General features: G+C 72.2%; 12 protein-coding genes. 6 read left to right on the top strand and 6 right to left on the bottom strand.

All coding sequences use genetic code 11. The features are described 5' to 3' along the window. Nucleotides 1–87 precede the first annotated feature (87 nt). A complete protein-coding gene (locus INP57_RS02650) occupies nt 88–984 on the bottom strand; it encodes an AAA family ATPase (RefSeq protein WP_200068355.1) in 897 nt (298 codons plus the stop codon). A 78-nt stretch (nt 985–1062) separates the two neighbouring features. On the opposite strand from INP57_RS02650, the gene INP57_RS02645 reads away from it, so the two are divergent. Both INP57_RS02645 and INP57_RS02640 read left to right on the top strand, forming a co-directional pair. Next, the gene (locus tag INP57_RS02645) at nt 1063–1620 is read left to right on the top strand and encodes a suppressor of fused domain protein (protein ID WP_200068354.1); all 558 of its coding nucleotides are present in this window, start codon (nt 1063–1065) and stop codon (nt 1618–1620) included. Between the two features lie 121 nt (nt 1621–1741). Further along, nucleotides 1742–1984 (top strand): PspC domain-containing protein, encoded by a 243-nt coding sequence (locus INP57_RS02640; RefSeq protein ID WP_200068353.1) that lies wholly within the window; start codon nt 1742–1744, stop codon nt 1982–1984. A 7-nt stretch (nt 1985–1991) separates the two neighbouring features. On the opposite strand, the gene INP57_RS02635 is transcribed toward INP57_RS02640, so the two are convergent. From INP57_RS02635 to INP57_RS02615, 5 genes are all read right to left on the bottom strand, one after another. Further along, nucleotides 1992–4010: a glycoside hydrolase family 84 protein gene (locus INP57_RS02635; RefSeq protein ID WP_233626604.1), complete on the bottom strand. Its 2019-nt coding sequence runs from the start codon at nt 4008–4010 to the stop codon at nt 1992–1994. Nucleotides 4011–4319: 309 nt separating this feature from the next. Next, nucleotides 4320–5957: a chaperonin GroEL gene (gene groL / locus INP57_RS02630; RefSeq protein ID WP_200068698.1), complete on the bottom strand. Its 1638-nt coding sequence runs from the start codon at nt 5955–5957 to the stop codon at nt 4320–4322. 298 nt (nt 5958–6255) lie between these two features. Then, nucleotides 6256–7644: a serine/threonine protein kinase gene (locus tag INP57_RS02625; RefSeq protein WP_200068352.1), complete on the bottom strand. Its 1389-nt coding sequence runs from the start codon at nt 7642–7644 to the stop codon at nt 6256–6258. 284 nt (nt 7645–7928) lie between these two features. Further along, a complete protein-coding gene (locus tag INP57_RS02620) occupies nt 7929–8132 on the bottom strand; it encodes a cold-shock protein (RefSeq protein WP_200068351.1) in 204 nt (67 codons plus the stop codon). A 307-nt stretch (nt 8133–8439) separates the two neighbouring features. Next, nucleotides 8440–9117 (bottom strand): TIGR00266 family protein, encoded by a 678-nt coding sequence (locus tag INP57_RS02615; protein ID WP_200068350.1) that lies wholly within the window; start codon nt 9115–9117, stop codon nt 8440–8442. 318 nt (nt 9118–9435) lie between these two features. Here INP57_RS02615 and moeA point away from each other — a divergent pair, with 318 nt between their 5' ends. The 4 genes from moeA (at nt 9436) to pssA (ending at nt 14963) form a co-directional block, all read left to right on the top strand. Beyond that, entirely contained in the window at nt 9436–10683 is a 1248-nt protein-coding gene (gene moeA, locus INP57_RS02610) for a molybdopterin molybdotransferase MoeA (RefSeq protein WP_200068349.1), read from the top strand. Between the two features lie 71 nt (nt 10684–10754). Beyond that, on the top strand, nt 10755–12716 hold the full coding sequence (locus INP57_RS02605) for a M48 family metallopeptidase (protein WP_200068348.1): 1962 nt from the start codon (nt 10755–10757) through the stop codon (nt 12714–12716). A gap of 562 nt (nt 12717–13278) precedes the next feature. Further along, a complete protein-coding gene (locus INP57_RS02600) occupies nt 13279–14028 on the top strand; it encodes a phosphatidylserine decarboxylase (RefSeq protein WP_200068347.1) in 750 nt (249 codons plus the stop codon). Continuing rightward, nucleotides 14025–14963: a CDP-diacylglycerol--serine O-phosphatidyltransferase gene (gene pssA, locus INP57_RS02595; protein WP_200068346.1), complete on the top strand. Its 939-nt coding sequence runs from the start codon at nt 14025–14027 to the stop codon at nt 14961–14963. Before INP57_RS02600 ends, pssA begins: the two co-directional genes overlap by 4 nt. The last annotated feature ends 45 nt before the right edge of the window (nt 14964–15008 follow it).

The raw sequence follows: 15008 nt of genomic DNA, 5'->3' as shown, positions 1-15008 counted from the left end.
TGGGTAGTGGATCGAGTGATGGACGTGCCCTCCCACCGAGGTCGGGTGGGTGCTAGGGAGTGGTCTGCGTAGTCCGGCGGCGCCGCTTCAGCCGCTGCTGTCGAGGAGTCCGGCCGCGCGCACCCGTTCGGCGTCTTCGCGGTACTTCAGCACCGCGCCGAGCGTCACCGCCGCGGCCTCCGGCCCGAGCTCGCCGTTGCCCAGGGCCAGCAGCGCCTGCGCCCAGTCCAGCGCCTCGGCCACGCCCGGTGGCTTGAGCAGTTCCAGCTCCCGCATCCGCCGCACCGCCGAGGCCACCTGCTCGGCCAGCCGCTCGTCCAGCCCGGGCAGCCGGCGGCGCAGGATCGCGACCTCCCGTTCCAGATCCGGGTGGTCGAGCCAGTGGTAGAGGCAGCGGCGCTTGAGCGCGTCGTGCACCTCGCGGGTGCGGTTCGAGGTGAGCAGCACGACCGGCGGCACGGTCGCCCGCACCTCGCCGTACTCCGGGATGCTCACCGCGTACTCGGACAGCACCTCCAGCAGGAACGCCTCGAACTCGTCGTCGGCGCGGTCGATCTCGTCGACCAGCAGCACGCACGGCGACTCCCGCAGCGCCCGCAGCAGCGGCCGGGACAGCAGGAAGCGCTGGGTGTAGAGGGAGGACTCCGCCGACTCCGGATCCAGCGAGCCGCCGGAAGCCGCCTCCAGCGTGCGCAGATGCAGCAGCTGGCGCGGGAAGTCCCAGTCGTAGAGCGCCTGCGCGGCGTCGATGCCCTCGTGGCACTGCAACCGGATCAGCTCCACGCCCAGCGCGCTCGCCAGCGCCTGCGCCAGCGCGGTCTTGCCGGTACCGGGCTCGCCCTCGCACAGCAGCGGGCGGCGCATCTTCAGCGCCAGGAACGCGGCCGTGGCGATGCCCTCATCGGGCAGGTAGCCCGTCCCGTCCAACGCCGCGGCCACCTCGGCCGGCGAGCCCACGTCCAGCGCCTCATCGTCGTCCGCCATGCCGCGAGCGTATGCGAGCGCACCAGCCCCGCGGTGATCACGCCGGGCCGTGCGATGATCCTTCGCGGAGGTGCGGGCATGAGCCGGTTCGACGGGTTCCCGGGGCACATCGAGCGCTACGCCGGGAGGGTCCGGGGCGCGGACAGCAGGGAAACCGGCGGCAGGGACCGCGGCTACCACCTCGTCTACTGCGACGGCCACGACGGCTCGCACGTGACCGTGCTGACCAGCGGCCTGCGCGAGCACACCGCGGGCGCCCCGCTGCCGCAGGAGTTGCTGTGCACCGTGCACGCCGCCCAGGAACTGCACGGCAAGCACCTGACCGGAGTGATCGCGGAACTGCTCACCGAATCGGCCAGCCGCGTCGGCTACGGCGCGCTGATCATGAACGATCGCGCGCTGCTGCCGGAAACGGAGATCGCCGGGGCGCTGGCAGCTCCGCACCCGTACTTCGCCGACGAGTTCGACGTGCTGCTCGACGGGGACGGCAGGCCGGTGCTGCAGCTGATCACGCTGCTGCCGATCACGCGCGGCGAGGCGCAGCTGGTGTCCCGCTACGGCAAGGACGTGCTCTACGACCGGTGGGAGCAGAACGGCACCGACCTCACCGACGTGCGCCGCCGCTCCGTCGGCTGACTCCCGCAGTTCGCCACGGCTCGAACCCCGGGGTGTCCCCCACCCCGCGGCCGAAGGGTCAGGGAGCGATCCGGGGCACGCCCGGAGGTTCCGCGGACTCCCGCGGAGCAGAGTCGGCGGCATGACCGAAAACGTGCACATCGCAGCGCCCACCGCACCGGAGAGCAGCACCGGATCCGGCGGCTACCGCCGGTTCACCCGCAGCCGCAACGGCATGGTCGCCGGAGTGTGCGCCGGGGCGGCCGAGTACTTCGGCATCGACCCGACGCTGATCCGCGTGCTGCTGCTGGCCGCAACGATCCTCGGCTTCGGCACCGGGATCGTGCTCTACCTCGCCGCCTGGCTGCTGGCTCCGCAGGAGTGATCCGCGGTCACTTCAGCCGCGGCGCCTGCCGGACGAAGGTGTCCAGCACCCCGTCGGCGAGCTTCACCGGACCCGGCGTGCGCGGCTCGCCCGGCACCGTCTGCACCTGCTCGGCCCGGTCGGCCAGCGCACCGGCGGCGGCGAACCGCTCACCGGCCACCGCCTCGTTGCCGTCCGCCCGCGCCTGCAAACCGTCCACAGTGGTCACGAACGCGTCGCCCCACAGGTCGGCGGCCTGCAACCACGGCTCCGAGTCGGACACGAAGTCCTGCGGCGCCCCGGACCTGATCCGCTCCGGGGCCTGCGCGACCTGCTGCGCGTAGTCGCGCAGCTCGGCCAGCGCCGCCTGGTTGTCCCCGCTGCCCCACGTGGCGCGGAACTCGTCGATGCGCCTGGCCAGCTCCGGTGCCGGTGGCTGCCACGGCTTGCCGCTGGCCAGCGGCGACATGTTGTTCAGGTCGAAGAACACCAGCAGCGCCCGCACCAGGTCCGGGTTCGCCGCCGAGTCCGGCCGCAGCACCGCGGCCGGATCCGTCGCCAGGTAGCGCGCCGCCGCGCGATGCGCCCGCTGCGGGTCGAAGTCGTCGTCGTTCCAGGCGAAGTCCGCAGCGCCGGTCTCGACGACCTTGCTGGCCGCGGCCTGGTTCATCGGGTTCACCGCATCGCCGACGAGGTGCCGGCTCAGCCCCGGCTCGCGCCGGTCGTACGGCCCGAGCAGCAGCCTGCCCTGCGCCTTCTTGAAGTCGTTGACCGGGTAGTTGTCCCACAGGTACACCTTGCGGCCCCAGAGCTGGGCGGCCTGCTCGGCGTCGGAGACGGTGATCTGCTTGGGGATCACGCCGTCGCCGGTCCACATCAGCACCACGCGCGGGTCGAGCCCCTCGCTCAGCGCCGTCTTGTAAGGCGACTCGTCCAGGTCGGAGTACTCCGTCGGCACGGTCTGCACCGGACGCGCGCCGGGATGGGTGTCGATGAACTCCCGCTGCACCCGGTTGAGCAGATCCTTCTGCGCCCGGCCGGCGGCGGCCTCGTTCGGCGGGCCGTAGCGCGCCTGGTCCTGCCCGCAGTTCCAGCGGGTGTAGGAGATGTCGTCGAACGGCACCGAGAAGTCCCGCACCCCGGAGTCGTACATGGTCTGCAGCTTGTCCTGCAGCGCCTGGAAGTCCGCCGGGTCGCTGAAGCAGATCGAGTTCCCCGGCGAGAGCGCGAACGTGAAGTTCACGTGGTGCGCGCCCGCCTGCCCGATCAGCTCCCGCACCTGCCCGAGCTTGTCCGGCGGGTACGGCTCGCGCCAGCGCTCCCGGTGGAACGGGTCGTCCTTCGGCGCGTAGATGTAGGTGTTGAACTTGACGTCGCCGTAGAAGGCCAGCTGGTCCATCCGCTCGGCGTGCGTCCACGGGGTGCCGTAGAAGCCCTCGATCGAACCGCGCAGCGGCATGTTCGGCTGGTCCACCACGCCGACCCCGGCGATCCGGCCCGGCGAGGTGAGTTGCCGCATCGTCTGCACCGCGTAGTAGGCGCCTGCGGGATCGGACGCGCCGAGGATCACCGAGTCCTTGCCGCCGGACGCGGCGAACACGTAGCCCTCGGCGGGCAGCGGCGACGGCGAACCCCAGTAGTTGTCCTGCAAGCCCTTCGTCACGCCGGGCGAGCTCCGGTCGCCGATGCGCACCCGCAGCGTGGCGTCCTGCACCGGCGGCCCCGGCGGCCGCACCACGACCTCGGAGGCCCCGGCCGAGCGCAGCACGTTCTCGGCCAAGTCCCGGGTCTGCCGGTCGACCAGCGGGTCCAGCACCAGCTCGACCTTGCCGCGCACCGCGACGTCGTCACCGAGCCGTTCCATCTTCTGCGGCTGCGGCACCACCTGCGGAACGCCTTCGGCCGGGAAGGAGTCCGGCCCGGAGACCTCTTCGTTCCCGGGCGGTGCCTGCTCCGGCGGGGCACCGGCGGTGCAGCCCGCGGCGAGCATCGCCGCGCTGATCAGTGCGGCCACCGGACCGGCGAGCCGGCGCAACGGAAAGGACATGCCGTCCGAACCTCCTTCGACCTGGCACGTGCGGATACCAGGAGATCACATCCCGGTCCGGGCGGCCGCGGGCTGACGCGGTCCCGCCACGATCATCGCCGGGCCGCTGCCCGCCACCACCGGGCGGCGGCGCCGAACGCCCAGCACAACGTACCCAGCGCAACGCCGCGCGACGCGACGACGCACGACCTCCGGAACCGACCGGAAAGGGGCCGGACACGACGAAGGGCCGCTCCCCGAACGGGAACGGCCCTCCTCGCGTGCGGTGCGGGCGTCAGCGCGGACGCTGCCGCCCGGGCACGGCGGTCGTCACATCATGCCGCCCATGCCACCCATCGGGTCGCCACCACCGGCGGCGGCACCGGCCGCCTCCTTCTCCGGCTTGTCCGCGACCACGGCCTCGGTGGTCAGGAACAGCGCGGCGATCGACGCGGCGTTCTGCAGCGCCGAGCGGGTGACCTTGGCCGGGTCGGTGACGCCCGCGGCCAGCAGGTCCTCGTACTCGCCGGTCGCGGCGTTGAGGCCGTGGCCGGGGGCGAGGCCCTTGACCTTCTCCGCCACGACGCCGCCCTCGAGGCCGGCGTTGATGGCGATCTGCTTGAGCGGGCCCTCGACGGCCAGCCGGACGCTGTTCGCGCCGGTCGCCTCGTCGCCCTCCAGCTTGAGGTCGTCGAACGCGGCCACGGTCGCCTGCAGCAGGGAAACGCCGCCACCAGCGACGACGCCCTCCTCGACGGCGGCCTTGGCGTTGCGGACCGCGTCCTCGATCCGGTGCTTGCGCTCCTTGAGCTCGACCTCGGTCGCCGCACCGGCCTTGATCACGGCCACGCCGCCGGCCAGCTTGGCCAGCCGCTCCTGCAGCTTCTCGCGGTCGTAGTCGGAGTCCGAGCGGTCGATCTCGGCGCGGATCTCGTTGACCCGGCCGGCGATCTGCTCGTCGTCGCCGGCGCCCTCGACGATGGTGGTCTCGTCCTTGGTGACGACGACCTTGCGCGCCTGGCCCAGCAGCGGCAGGTCGGCGCTCTCCAGCTTCAGGCCGACCTCCTCGGAGATCACCTGGCCGCCGGTCAGGATCGCCATGTCCTGCAGCATCGCCTTGCGGCGGTCGCCGAAGCCGGGGGCCTTGACCGCGACCGACTTGAACGTGCCGCGGATCTTGTTGACCACCAGGGTGGACAGGGCCTCGCCCTCGACGTCCTCCGAGATGATCAGCAGCGGCTTGTTCGACTGCATGACCTTCTCCAGCAGCGGGAGCAGGTCCTTGATGTTCGAGATCTTGCTGCTCAGCAGCAGGATGTACGGGTCGTCGAGGGACGCCTCCATCCGCTCCGTGTCGGTCACGAAGTACGGGGAGATGTAGCCCTTGTCGAAGCGCATCCCCTCGGTGAGCTCGAGCTCGAGCCCGAAGGTGTTGCTCTCCTCGACGGTGATGACGCCTTCCTTGCCGACCTTGTCCATCGCCTCGGCGATGAGCTCGCCGATCTGGCGGTCGCCGGCCGAGATCCCCGCGGTGGCGGCGATCTGGTCCTTGGTCTCGATCTCCTTGGCGTTCTTGAGCAGCTGCTCGGCGATCGCCTCGGTGGCCTTCTCGATGCCCCGCTTGAGGGCGATCGGGCTGGCGCCTGCCGCCACGTTGCGCAGACCCTCGCGCACCAGCGCCTGGGCCAGCACGGTGGCGGTCGTCGTGCCGTCACCGGCGACGTCGTCGGTCTTCTTCGCCACTTCCTTGACGAGCTCGGCGCCGATCTTCTCCCAGGCGTCCTCGAGCTCGATCTCCTTGGCGATGGAGACGCCGTCGTTGGTGATGGTCGGCGCGCCCCACTTCTTTTCGAGCACGACGTTGCGGCCCCTCGGCCCGAGCGTCACCTTGACGGCGTCGGCGAGGGTGTTCATGCCGCGCTCAAGGCCGCGGCGGGCTTCCTCGTCGAACGCGATCATCTTGGCCATTGCGGTGTGGTCCTCCACCTGTCTGGACGCCACGCGGGGGATGTTCACCCCGTGGCAGGACTCTGTGCTCGGCCAGGCTCGGTGCCCGCGACGGACGACCGGACGCGGCGGCACCGTCGTGTGGCACCGGCGCGACGGCCTCACCGTCCCGACCTGGCACTCAACTGCGCTGAGTGCCAGATCCAGGTTTAGCACTCACACACATCGAGTGCAAGCCGCTCGCCCGCTCCGCTCCGGCGCAGACCGCTTTTCGCCCGATCGAGCGGGCGCATCGGGTTCGCCCAGGTGATCAGGCCGTTCAGCCGCCGACCGTGGGGACCTCGGTGGGCAGTTCGGTGCTGTTGTACGACGAGGACGGCGGTGAACCGCCGGACGGGCCGCCGCCGGAACCGCCCGACGAGACCGCCATCGCGATGAACAGGACCGCGAGCACGACAACAGCCACCGCGATCAGCAGCGGCACCAGCCACTTCGCCGTGCCGCCGGTCCGCTTGGCCGCGAACGGCGAGCCCTGCGCGGGCATCGGCGGCCGCAGCCGGACCGGTTCGCCGCCCGGCGGCTGGGTTCCCGGCGGCCGGGCACCGGGAGGTCGGACGCCCGGAGGCTGCGGCTGGGCACCGGGATGCTGGGCACCCGGCGGCTGCACACCCGGAGGGCTCACCGGAGGCTGCGAGCCCGGAGGCTGCCCGCCCGGATGCCGACCGCCCTGCTGCGGGTAGGACGGCCCGAACGGCCCGGGAGCCACCGGCGGTGCCGAACCCGGTCCGCCCTGGTTCGGCACCGGGCCGGGTTGCGCGGGCTGCGGACCGGAAGGCGGCCCGACCGCGGGCATGGTGCGCTTCGTGCGCGCATCCCCGGACTGCGCCAGCACTTCCTTCGCGGCCGCCATCAGCTTCCGGCAGTCGTCGTAGCGCTGGTCCGGCTTCTTCGACATGCCGTTGCGCAGCACGGCGTCGATCCCCGCCGGCAGCGACAGCAGCGCCGTCGCGGACGGCGGCTCGGCGTTCAAGTGACCCTGGATGACCTCCTGCACGTCGCCCTGGAAGGGCGGGCGGCCGGTCAGGCAGGCGAACAGCATGCAGCACAGCGCGTAGAGATCGGTGCGTCCGTCGACCGGCTCGCCGCGCAGGTGCTCCGGCGCGGCGTAGGTCGGCGAACCGAGGAAGTCGCCGGAGCTGGTGCGGTGCCCGGTAGCGCCGCGGCGGGTCAGCCCGAAATCCGCGAGGTACACGTGCTCGCCCGCGGACTCCCGCGAGGTCACCAGCACGTTCGCCGGTTTGAGGTCCAGGTGCACCAGCCCGCGCTCGTGCAGCATGTCCAGCGCCTCGGCTACCTGGCTGAGCAGTTCCACCGCGCGGTACGGCGAGATCGGGCCGTCCTTGATCAGGCTGGCCAGGTCGGACCCGTCGACCAGCCGCATCGCGATGTAGAGCATCCCGTCGATCTCGCCGAAGTCGTACAGCGGCACGACGTTCGCGTGGTCGATGGCGGAGGTGTTGCGGGCCTCGTCGACGAACCGCTCGCGGAACTCGGCATCACCGGTGATGTGCTCGCCCATGACCTTGAGCGCGACCTTGCGGCCCAGGCGGGTATCGGTGGCGCGGTAGAGCACGCTCATCCCGCCGCGGCCCAGCACCCCGTCGATCTTGAAGTGGCCGAGGCGGCGTCCGGTGAGGTCTTCCGACACGCGGGGGAGCCTAACGGTCGGCGATCAGCGACGTCTGCGGGTTCCGGGAGCGCGTCGTCGGATCGGCCCAGCAGCAAACCGGCCAGCAGGCAAACCGGCCCAGCAGGCAAACCGACCCAGCAGGCGGATCCGCTCAGCAACGGATCGGCCCAGCGGACCAGACCAGGACCGGACCGGCGGCGAATCGAGCACCGAATGCCCGGGAACCGAATCGCGGGCGGCGCGAATTCGCCGGACAGCACGCGGCCCGGCCCCGATCCGGAGCCGGGCCCGCAGTGCGCGCCTCAGACCTTGCGGACGCCGTCCGCCTGGGTTCGGCCGTCGCGCCCCGGTTTCACCTCGAATTCGACCCGGTCGCCTTCCGAAAGGGTGCGGAAACCGGACATGTTGATCGAGGTGTAGTGCACGAACACATCGGAACCACCGTCGGTGGCGATGAAGCCGTAGCCCTTTTCCGAGTTGAACCATTTGACCGTGCCGACCGCCACGGCGTCCTCCTAGTGGAAACAATGATGCACGGCGCTCCCGAAAGCGCCGCTGGAGCAGGGGTCACGCTACCCGAGAAGGCGCGATTCGTCCGCCGTTCACCATTGCGACTTTTCCGCGAAATGCTGGGCCGAACGGGTGTATTTATGCAGCACGCACCGTCATCGGATACATCGGATAAGCCTTTCCCGCGGACCACCGCCGCGGCATATTCCGCCGAACGGAGATTCTCGAGACGGACGAACACCGGCCGTGCAGCACCGCGCAATGCGCGAAACGGTGATCATTTGCAGCACCGCATTCGAGCGGTCAGGAACGGCCCGCGGAACCCTGCGCCTGCAACCAGGACGCCAGACCGCGGGGATCCCGCGTCTGCACCAGCACCTGTCCCGGGCCGGCGAAATCGAACACCAGCCCCTCCCCGGTGCGCATCGACTGCGGCACGCCCTGACCGGCCTGGCGCAACCGGGTCTGCACCGCATCCGCGTAGGCCACCACGTGCCCCGGATCGACGGTGACGAACTCACCGGGCTGCAAGGTCATCACGTCCAACGCGCCGTAGCAGGCCAGCACCACCGGACCCGGTCCGCTGACGTGGCTGAGGAATCCGGGCTCACCGCCGAAGAGGTTGTTGAACCCGGGCCACTGGTCGTCGCTGTGCGTCGTCCCGCCGGAGGCGAGCCAGGCACCGCGCGCGACGCACCAGCCGCGCCCGTCCAGCTCGAGCACGTTGAGGTCGCCGGGCAACGGCCCCGCCACGTCGACCCAACCGCCCTGTTGCCCGGCCGTGCAGGTGGTCACCGCCGCGTCGCCGCCGAACGCTCCCCTGGTCAGCGACTTGAGCAGGCCGCCACCGGTGCGCGCTTCGACCACGACGCCGTAGCTGGTGGCCAGCATCGAACCGGCCGCGATCCGGACCGGCTCGCCGGGCGCGAGCAGCAGCCTGGCGACCCCGAACGACGGCGTGTGACGGGTTCGTACCTGCACATGCCCTCCTCCGGTCGCCGCGCGGTCGGAGGCAGTTTGCCATGAGGGCGCCCAGCGCCGGTCGCCTATAAGGACACCAAGCGCCGGTCGCCTATGAGGACGCCCAACGCCGGTTTCCAATGAGGACACCCGGCACCGGTCGCCGATGCGGACGCGCCGTTGCTACGCAACGGCCACAGCACCGAGCCGACGATCGCCCGAAGCGGAAGCGAAACGCGCACGAACCATCACCCACCGAAGCGGCGCGATCCACCGCGGCCCCGGAGCCCAGCGGCGCAAGTCGCTTTTGGCACGCCGGTGGCGACAGCGCGGCACCCCATGACCGATGATCGGGGCGTGCCCCAAGCAACTGGACCATCCGGGTTGACCCCGGTGCCCGAACACCAGGCGCGGATCGCCACCCTGCTGCCCCCGGCCCGCGCCGAGTCCCGCCCGCTGGCGGACTGCCTGGACCTGGCGCTGGCCGAAGACCTGGTGGCGGCGATCCCGCTGCCACCGTTCGACAACTCCGCGATGGACGGTTACGCGGTCCGCTCGGTGGACGTGGCCGAAGCGGGCCCGGACGACCCGGTGACGCTGCCGGTCAGCGAAGACGTCCCGGCAGGCCGGATCGACAGCCCGCCGCTGCAGCCCGGCACCGCGCACCGGATCATGACCGGCGCGCAGATGCCCGCGGGAGCGGACGCGGTCGTACCGGTGGAACGCACCGACGCCGGGACCTCCGAGGTGCGCCTGCACGCCTCCGTGCAACCCGGTGCGCACCTGCGCCGAGCCGGGGAGGACGTGCAGGTCGGCACGGCGGTGCTCCACGCCGGAGTGTCCCTGGGCCCGGCGCAGCTCGGCATCGCCGCGGCCGTCGGCGCCGCGCGGCTGCCGGTGCGGCGGCCGGTGCGGGTCCTGGTGCTGTCCACCGGGTCGGAACTCGTGGAACCGGGTTCGCCGCTGCGCGCCGGGCAGATCTACGAGTCCAACGGGCTGATGCTGGCCGCTGCGGTGCGCGAGGCCGGCGGCGAGGCGCAGCTGCTGCGGTTCGTGCCCGACGACGTGGACTCGTTCCACGCCGCGCTGCAGCCGCACCTGGAGACCACCGACCTGATCCTCACCTCCGGCGGGGTCAGCGCCGGGGCGTACGAGGTGGTCAAGGACGCGCTGGCGGGCAACGGCGTGGAGTTCACCAAGGTCGCGATGCAGCCGGGGATGCCGCAGGGCTGCGGGCGCTACCGGGACGGCCCCGCGGTGGTGACGCTGCCCGGCAACCCGGTCAGCTCCATGGTGTCGTTCGAGATCTTCGTGCGCCCGGCGCTGCGTTCGGCGGCCGGGCACCACCGCAACCAGCGGCCGACGAGGCAGGCCGTGCTGACCGAACCGCTGGAGAAGACCTCGGCGGGCAGGCGGCAGTACCGCAGAGCGGTGTTCGACCCGGCGACCGCGACGGTGACCCCGCACGGCGGACCCGGCTCGCACCTGCTCTCCGCGATGGCCGGGGCGAACAGCCTGCTCGAGGTGCCGGAGGAGACGACTTCGCTACCCGCGGGCGCGACCGTGGACGTGATCTTGATGGAGTGACCTCGCAGCAGCAGTCCGCCAAGTCCGCCCGCGCACCCCGGGGTGCGCGTCTACTTCGAGCTGGAGTTCCCGTGCGTGGCCCCTGGCGCGCCGCCCTGGCGCTGGCGTTGCACATCGGCTTCTTCGCCTTCCCACTGGCCGTGGTGCTCGGCCTGCTGGGCATCACCGCTTACACCGTGCGCGCCGACATCGGACTCGGCGCGCGAGCCGGGCTGGCCGCTTTCGTGGTCGCCGCCGTGGTCGGCATCGGCCTGCGCACGGTGCTGCGCAGCCAAGAGATCCCGCGCGGAGTCGCGCTCAAGCGCGCGGAGCAGCCGAAGGTCTGGAAGGTGATCGACACCGTCTGCACCGGTTCCGGCGCGCAGCCCCCGGACGAAGTGCGGATCACCTCGGAGCCGGGGTCGCTGCTGCGCGAGGACACCGCGCTGCTGGGCCTGCGGGTGCGGGCGCGCTACCTGGAGATCGGGTTGCCGCTGCTGGCCGGGTTGTCGGCGAGCGATCTGCGGGCCGTCGCGGCGCGCGAGCTCGGCCGCACCGTCGGCGCCGGCCGGCTGGTGGTGCTGGCCGACCGGGTCCGGACCAGCGTGCTGCGCACCGCTGAAGGGCTCACCGGCGGCCCGGCGAAGTGGCTGTTCACCGGCTACGCCCGCGCGTACGCGGCGGTGGCGGGCGATCCGGGAGCGAACCTGTGGTTCGGCGCGGACACCATCGCCGTGCAGGCGGCGGGCAAGCGGGCCGCGGTGACCTCGTTGCGGAAGGTGCAGGCCGTCGAATTCGGGTGGCGCGCCTACGCCGAGGAGTACCTCACGATGGCCGCCAAGGTGGAGCACACCCCGGACCTGCTGCTGGGCTTCCGGGCTTTCATGGACCACCCGGAGCGCAAACCGGAGCTGTCCGAGCGCGTCAAGCAGGCGATCGCCGAAGAACGCGGCGTGCGCCCGTCCACCCGGAAACGGGTGGAGGCGATGAAGCGGCTGCGCGGCGGCGACCGCGATCCCGACGACCGGCCCGCGTTCGCGCTGCTGCGGGAACCGCGCGAGACGGTTCCCGCGCTGGAGGACCGGTTGCTGGTCGACGGTCTCGGCCCGCGGCTGCCCTGGCCGGACCTGGCGCGCAAGGCGGGCGCCGCGGCGGTCGCGCGGCAGGCCGGGCTGCTGGCTTCGGCGGTGCGCCAGAGCGGCCTGGACTGCCAGCCCGCGATCGGCGGAGTGCTGGCCGCGATCCACCGCGACCAGCGCGCCGACCTGATCAACCCGGTGCTCAATCCGGGCCTGAGCCCGGAGAAGCTGGACGAGGCCGTGGTGGACACCCTCACCGAGCTGCTCGGCGGCGCGGTGGTGGACGCGCTGGTGTGCGCCGGGCGCGCGCAGCACGAACTGGACTGGGCGGGCGAGTCGGTGGTGCGGCTGTCCACCGGGCACCCGCTGGACCCGGACCGGCTGGTGCGCCCGGCGGTGCAGGACCCGCGGCTGGTGCCCGGATTGCATCGGGCGCTGGTGGATCTGGGCGTGCCGTTGCAGCACTACCGGGAGCCCGCGGACGACCCGGACCCGTCGATCTCCGGGGTCGTCAGCCCGGTGCAGTACGCGGGCGGGCGGTTCGACATGGTGGTCACCGACCGGGGCCTGGTGCTGGTGCCGAGCGCGGCCAGCCCGGCGAAGCGGCTGCTGGCCGGCGCGGTCGGGCGGCTGCGGAAGGCGGAGAACGAGGAGCTCTGCGAGCTCTCGGAGACCCCGGTGCAGCGGTTGCGGGAGCAGGCCGACGCGCAATGGATCGACAGCCGCGACGTGGCGGTCGCGACGCTGGTGCAGGAACGTTCCGGCTGGTCGCTGACGCTGGAGCTGTACTTGGACGACGCGTCGATGTCGACGGTGCAGCAGGACGCCGTGCAGCAGGGTCCGAACGACATCCCGGAGTTGATCGTGCGCAGCAGCGGGGATTCCGAGGAGCGCGGCGATCCGTACCGCGGGCTGGGTGAGCTGATGGGCGCCCGGATGTCGATCGACGACAGGCGGGGCGCACCGGCCGAGTGAAGCCCGCCCAGGCAGGGATGTGACTCTGCGTGAGCAAATCGCAGACCAATGTCCTCCAATAGCGGCTACGTAGTTCGTGTGAGCCCAATTACACTGGTGACCGCGTAACAACCCGTCGATCGACTCCGTCTTCACAGACGTCCGCTCCCGCTTCGCCGCGGGCAGCGGGCAACCCCGGGTCCCGTGTGCCGTCGGGGGGTGCACGGACCCACCTCGGGGACCGCTCGGCGCCAACGGGGAGGCGCCTTGCGGTGCGGTGCCGGAGCGGCACCGGCGCTTCGGGGGCGCCGGTCCGCTCCGGCATCCTTAATTTGCGGCCCGTTTCTGCCACCGGGCTCCGCCGACTCGCCCGGCCGCGGCCGCCACCCGGCCGAGCCGCCGCTCACGCATCCGGCACGAATCAGCACGCAACGCGCTTTCACCTGCGCACAGCGACCCGCGTGATCCACACCGCCCCCTGGCGTCGAAGCCGCGGCCGCGTCCGCGATGCTGTACCGACACGGCCGCAGCGCGGTCACCGCGCCGCAGCACCGACCTCCGACGCACGGGGTGTAGCAGCTCGATGAGCACCCAGACAGAACCAGGCACGACGAACCCGCTGGCGCACCTGGCTCAGCTCGCCCGCGACACCGTTCCGCCGATGCATCCGGCGGGCAAGCCGTTCGTGCTCGGCGCGGCGGCCGCGACGCTGCTGCTGCGCCGCAAGTGGCGGCCCGCGGGCGTGCTCGGCGGCATCGCCACGGCCTGGTGCGCCTGGTTCTTCCGCGAGCCCGCGCGGGTCACGCCGCAGCGCGACGGCATCGCGGTCGCGCCCGCCGACGGCACCGTGGCGCACGTGGAGACCGCCGCGCCGCCACCCGAACTCGGGCTCGGCGATCGACCGCTGACCCGGGTCAGCGTGTTCCTCACGATCTTCGACGTGCACGTGCAGCGGCTGCCCGCCACCGGGGAGATCGCCAAGACCGCCTACCGGCCCGGCGCCTTCCTGTCCGCCGACCTGGACAAGGCCAGCGAGGACAACGAGCGCAACTCGCTGCTGCTGCGCACCGACGACGGGCACGAACTGGTGGTGGTGCAGATCGCCGGGCTGGTCGCGCGCCGCATCGTCAGCTCGGTGCGCGACGGCGACCGGGTGCTGGCCGGGCACACCTACGGGCTGATCCGCTTCGGCTCCCGCGTGGACCTGTACCTGCCGCCGGGCAGCCGGGTGCTGGTGGAACCCGGCCAGCGCACCGTCGGCGCGGAAACCGCGGTTGCCGAGCTGCCGACCGGCGCGGCGGCGGAATCCCCGGCCAGCGGCGGGCAGGCATGAACGGGCTGCGCGGCGCACCACCCGGAATCCGGCTGCTGCCCAACGCCGTCACCGTGCTGGCGATGTGCGCCGGGCTGTCGGCCGTGCAGTTCGCGCTGAACGCGCAGCTCACCGGAGCCATCGCGGCGGTCGCGGTGGCCGCCGTGCTGGACGGGCTGGACGGGCGGATCGCGCGGCTGCTGGACGCCACCACGCGGATGGGCGCTGAGCTGGACTCGCTGTCCGACGCGATGTCCTTCGGCGTCGCCCCCGCGCTGACGCTCTACGCCTGGCAGTTGCAGGACAACCGGGCGGGCTGGATCGCCGCGCTGGTCTTCGCGGTGTGCATGATCCTGCGGCTGGCGCGGTTCAACACGTTGCTGGACGACGTCGAGCAGCCCGCCTTCAGCAAGGAGTTCTTCGTCGGCGTGCCCGCGCCCGCGGCCGGGTTGCTGGCGCTGCTGCCGCTGGTGCTGACCGCGCACTTCGGCTATCCGGGCTGGTGGGCGCAGCAGCCCGTGGTGATGGTCTGGATGGTCGCGGTCGCCGCGCTCGCGGTGAGCCGGGTGCCGACGTTGTCGCTGAAGACCGTGAAGGTGCCTGCGAAGGCGGTCGCTCCGCTGCTGGTGCTGGTGGCGCTGCTGGCCGCGGGGATCATCATGTTCCCGCTGGTCTCGCTGGCCGTGGCGCTGGTGGTGTACCTCGTGCACATCCCGTACGCGGTGTACCGGTACCGCTGGCTGCTGCGGCACCCGGAGGCGTGGGCGGCGCCGCCGCGCGAGCGCCGCGCCATCCGCAGGCGCACCCAGCGGCGGCTCGGGCTGCGGCCGCCGCACCCGCGCCGGGCGCTGGCCGGGGCGCGGCAGCGGATGCGCCGCACCCGCGGGCCGGAAGGCCCCCGGTTGAGCTGGCGCCGCCTCGGACTGCGCCGCAGCCGCAACGGCAGCCCCCGCTGAGCCATCCCGGCCGAGCGAACGGGCTGTTCGACCGATCCAGTGGGG

This window comes from Saccharopolyspora galaxeae (genome assembly GCF_016526145.1).
Classification (GTDB): Bacteria; Actinomycetota; Actinomycetes; order Mycobacteriales; family Pseudonocardiaceae; genus Saccharopolyspora_C; species Saccharopolyspora_C galaxeae.
The sequence above is the reverse complement of the archived record's forward strand: the minus strand, read 5'-3'. Positions and strand labels throughout refer to the sequence as shown.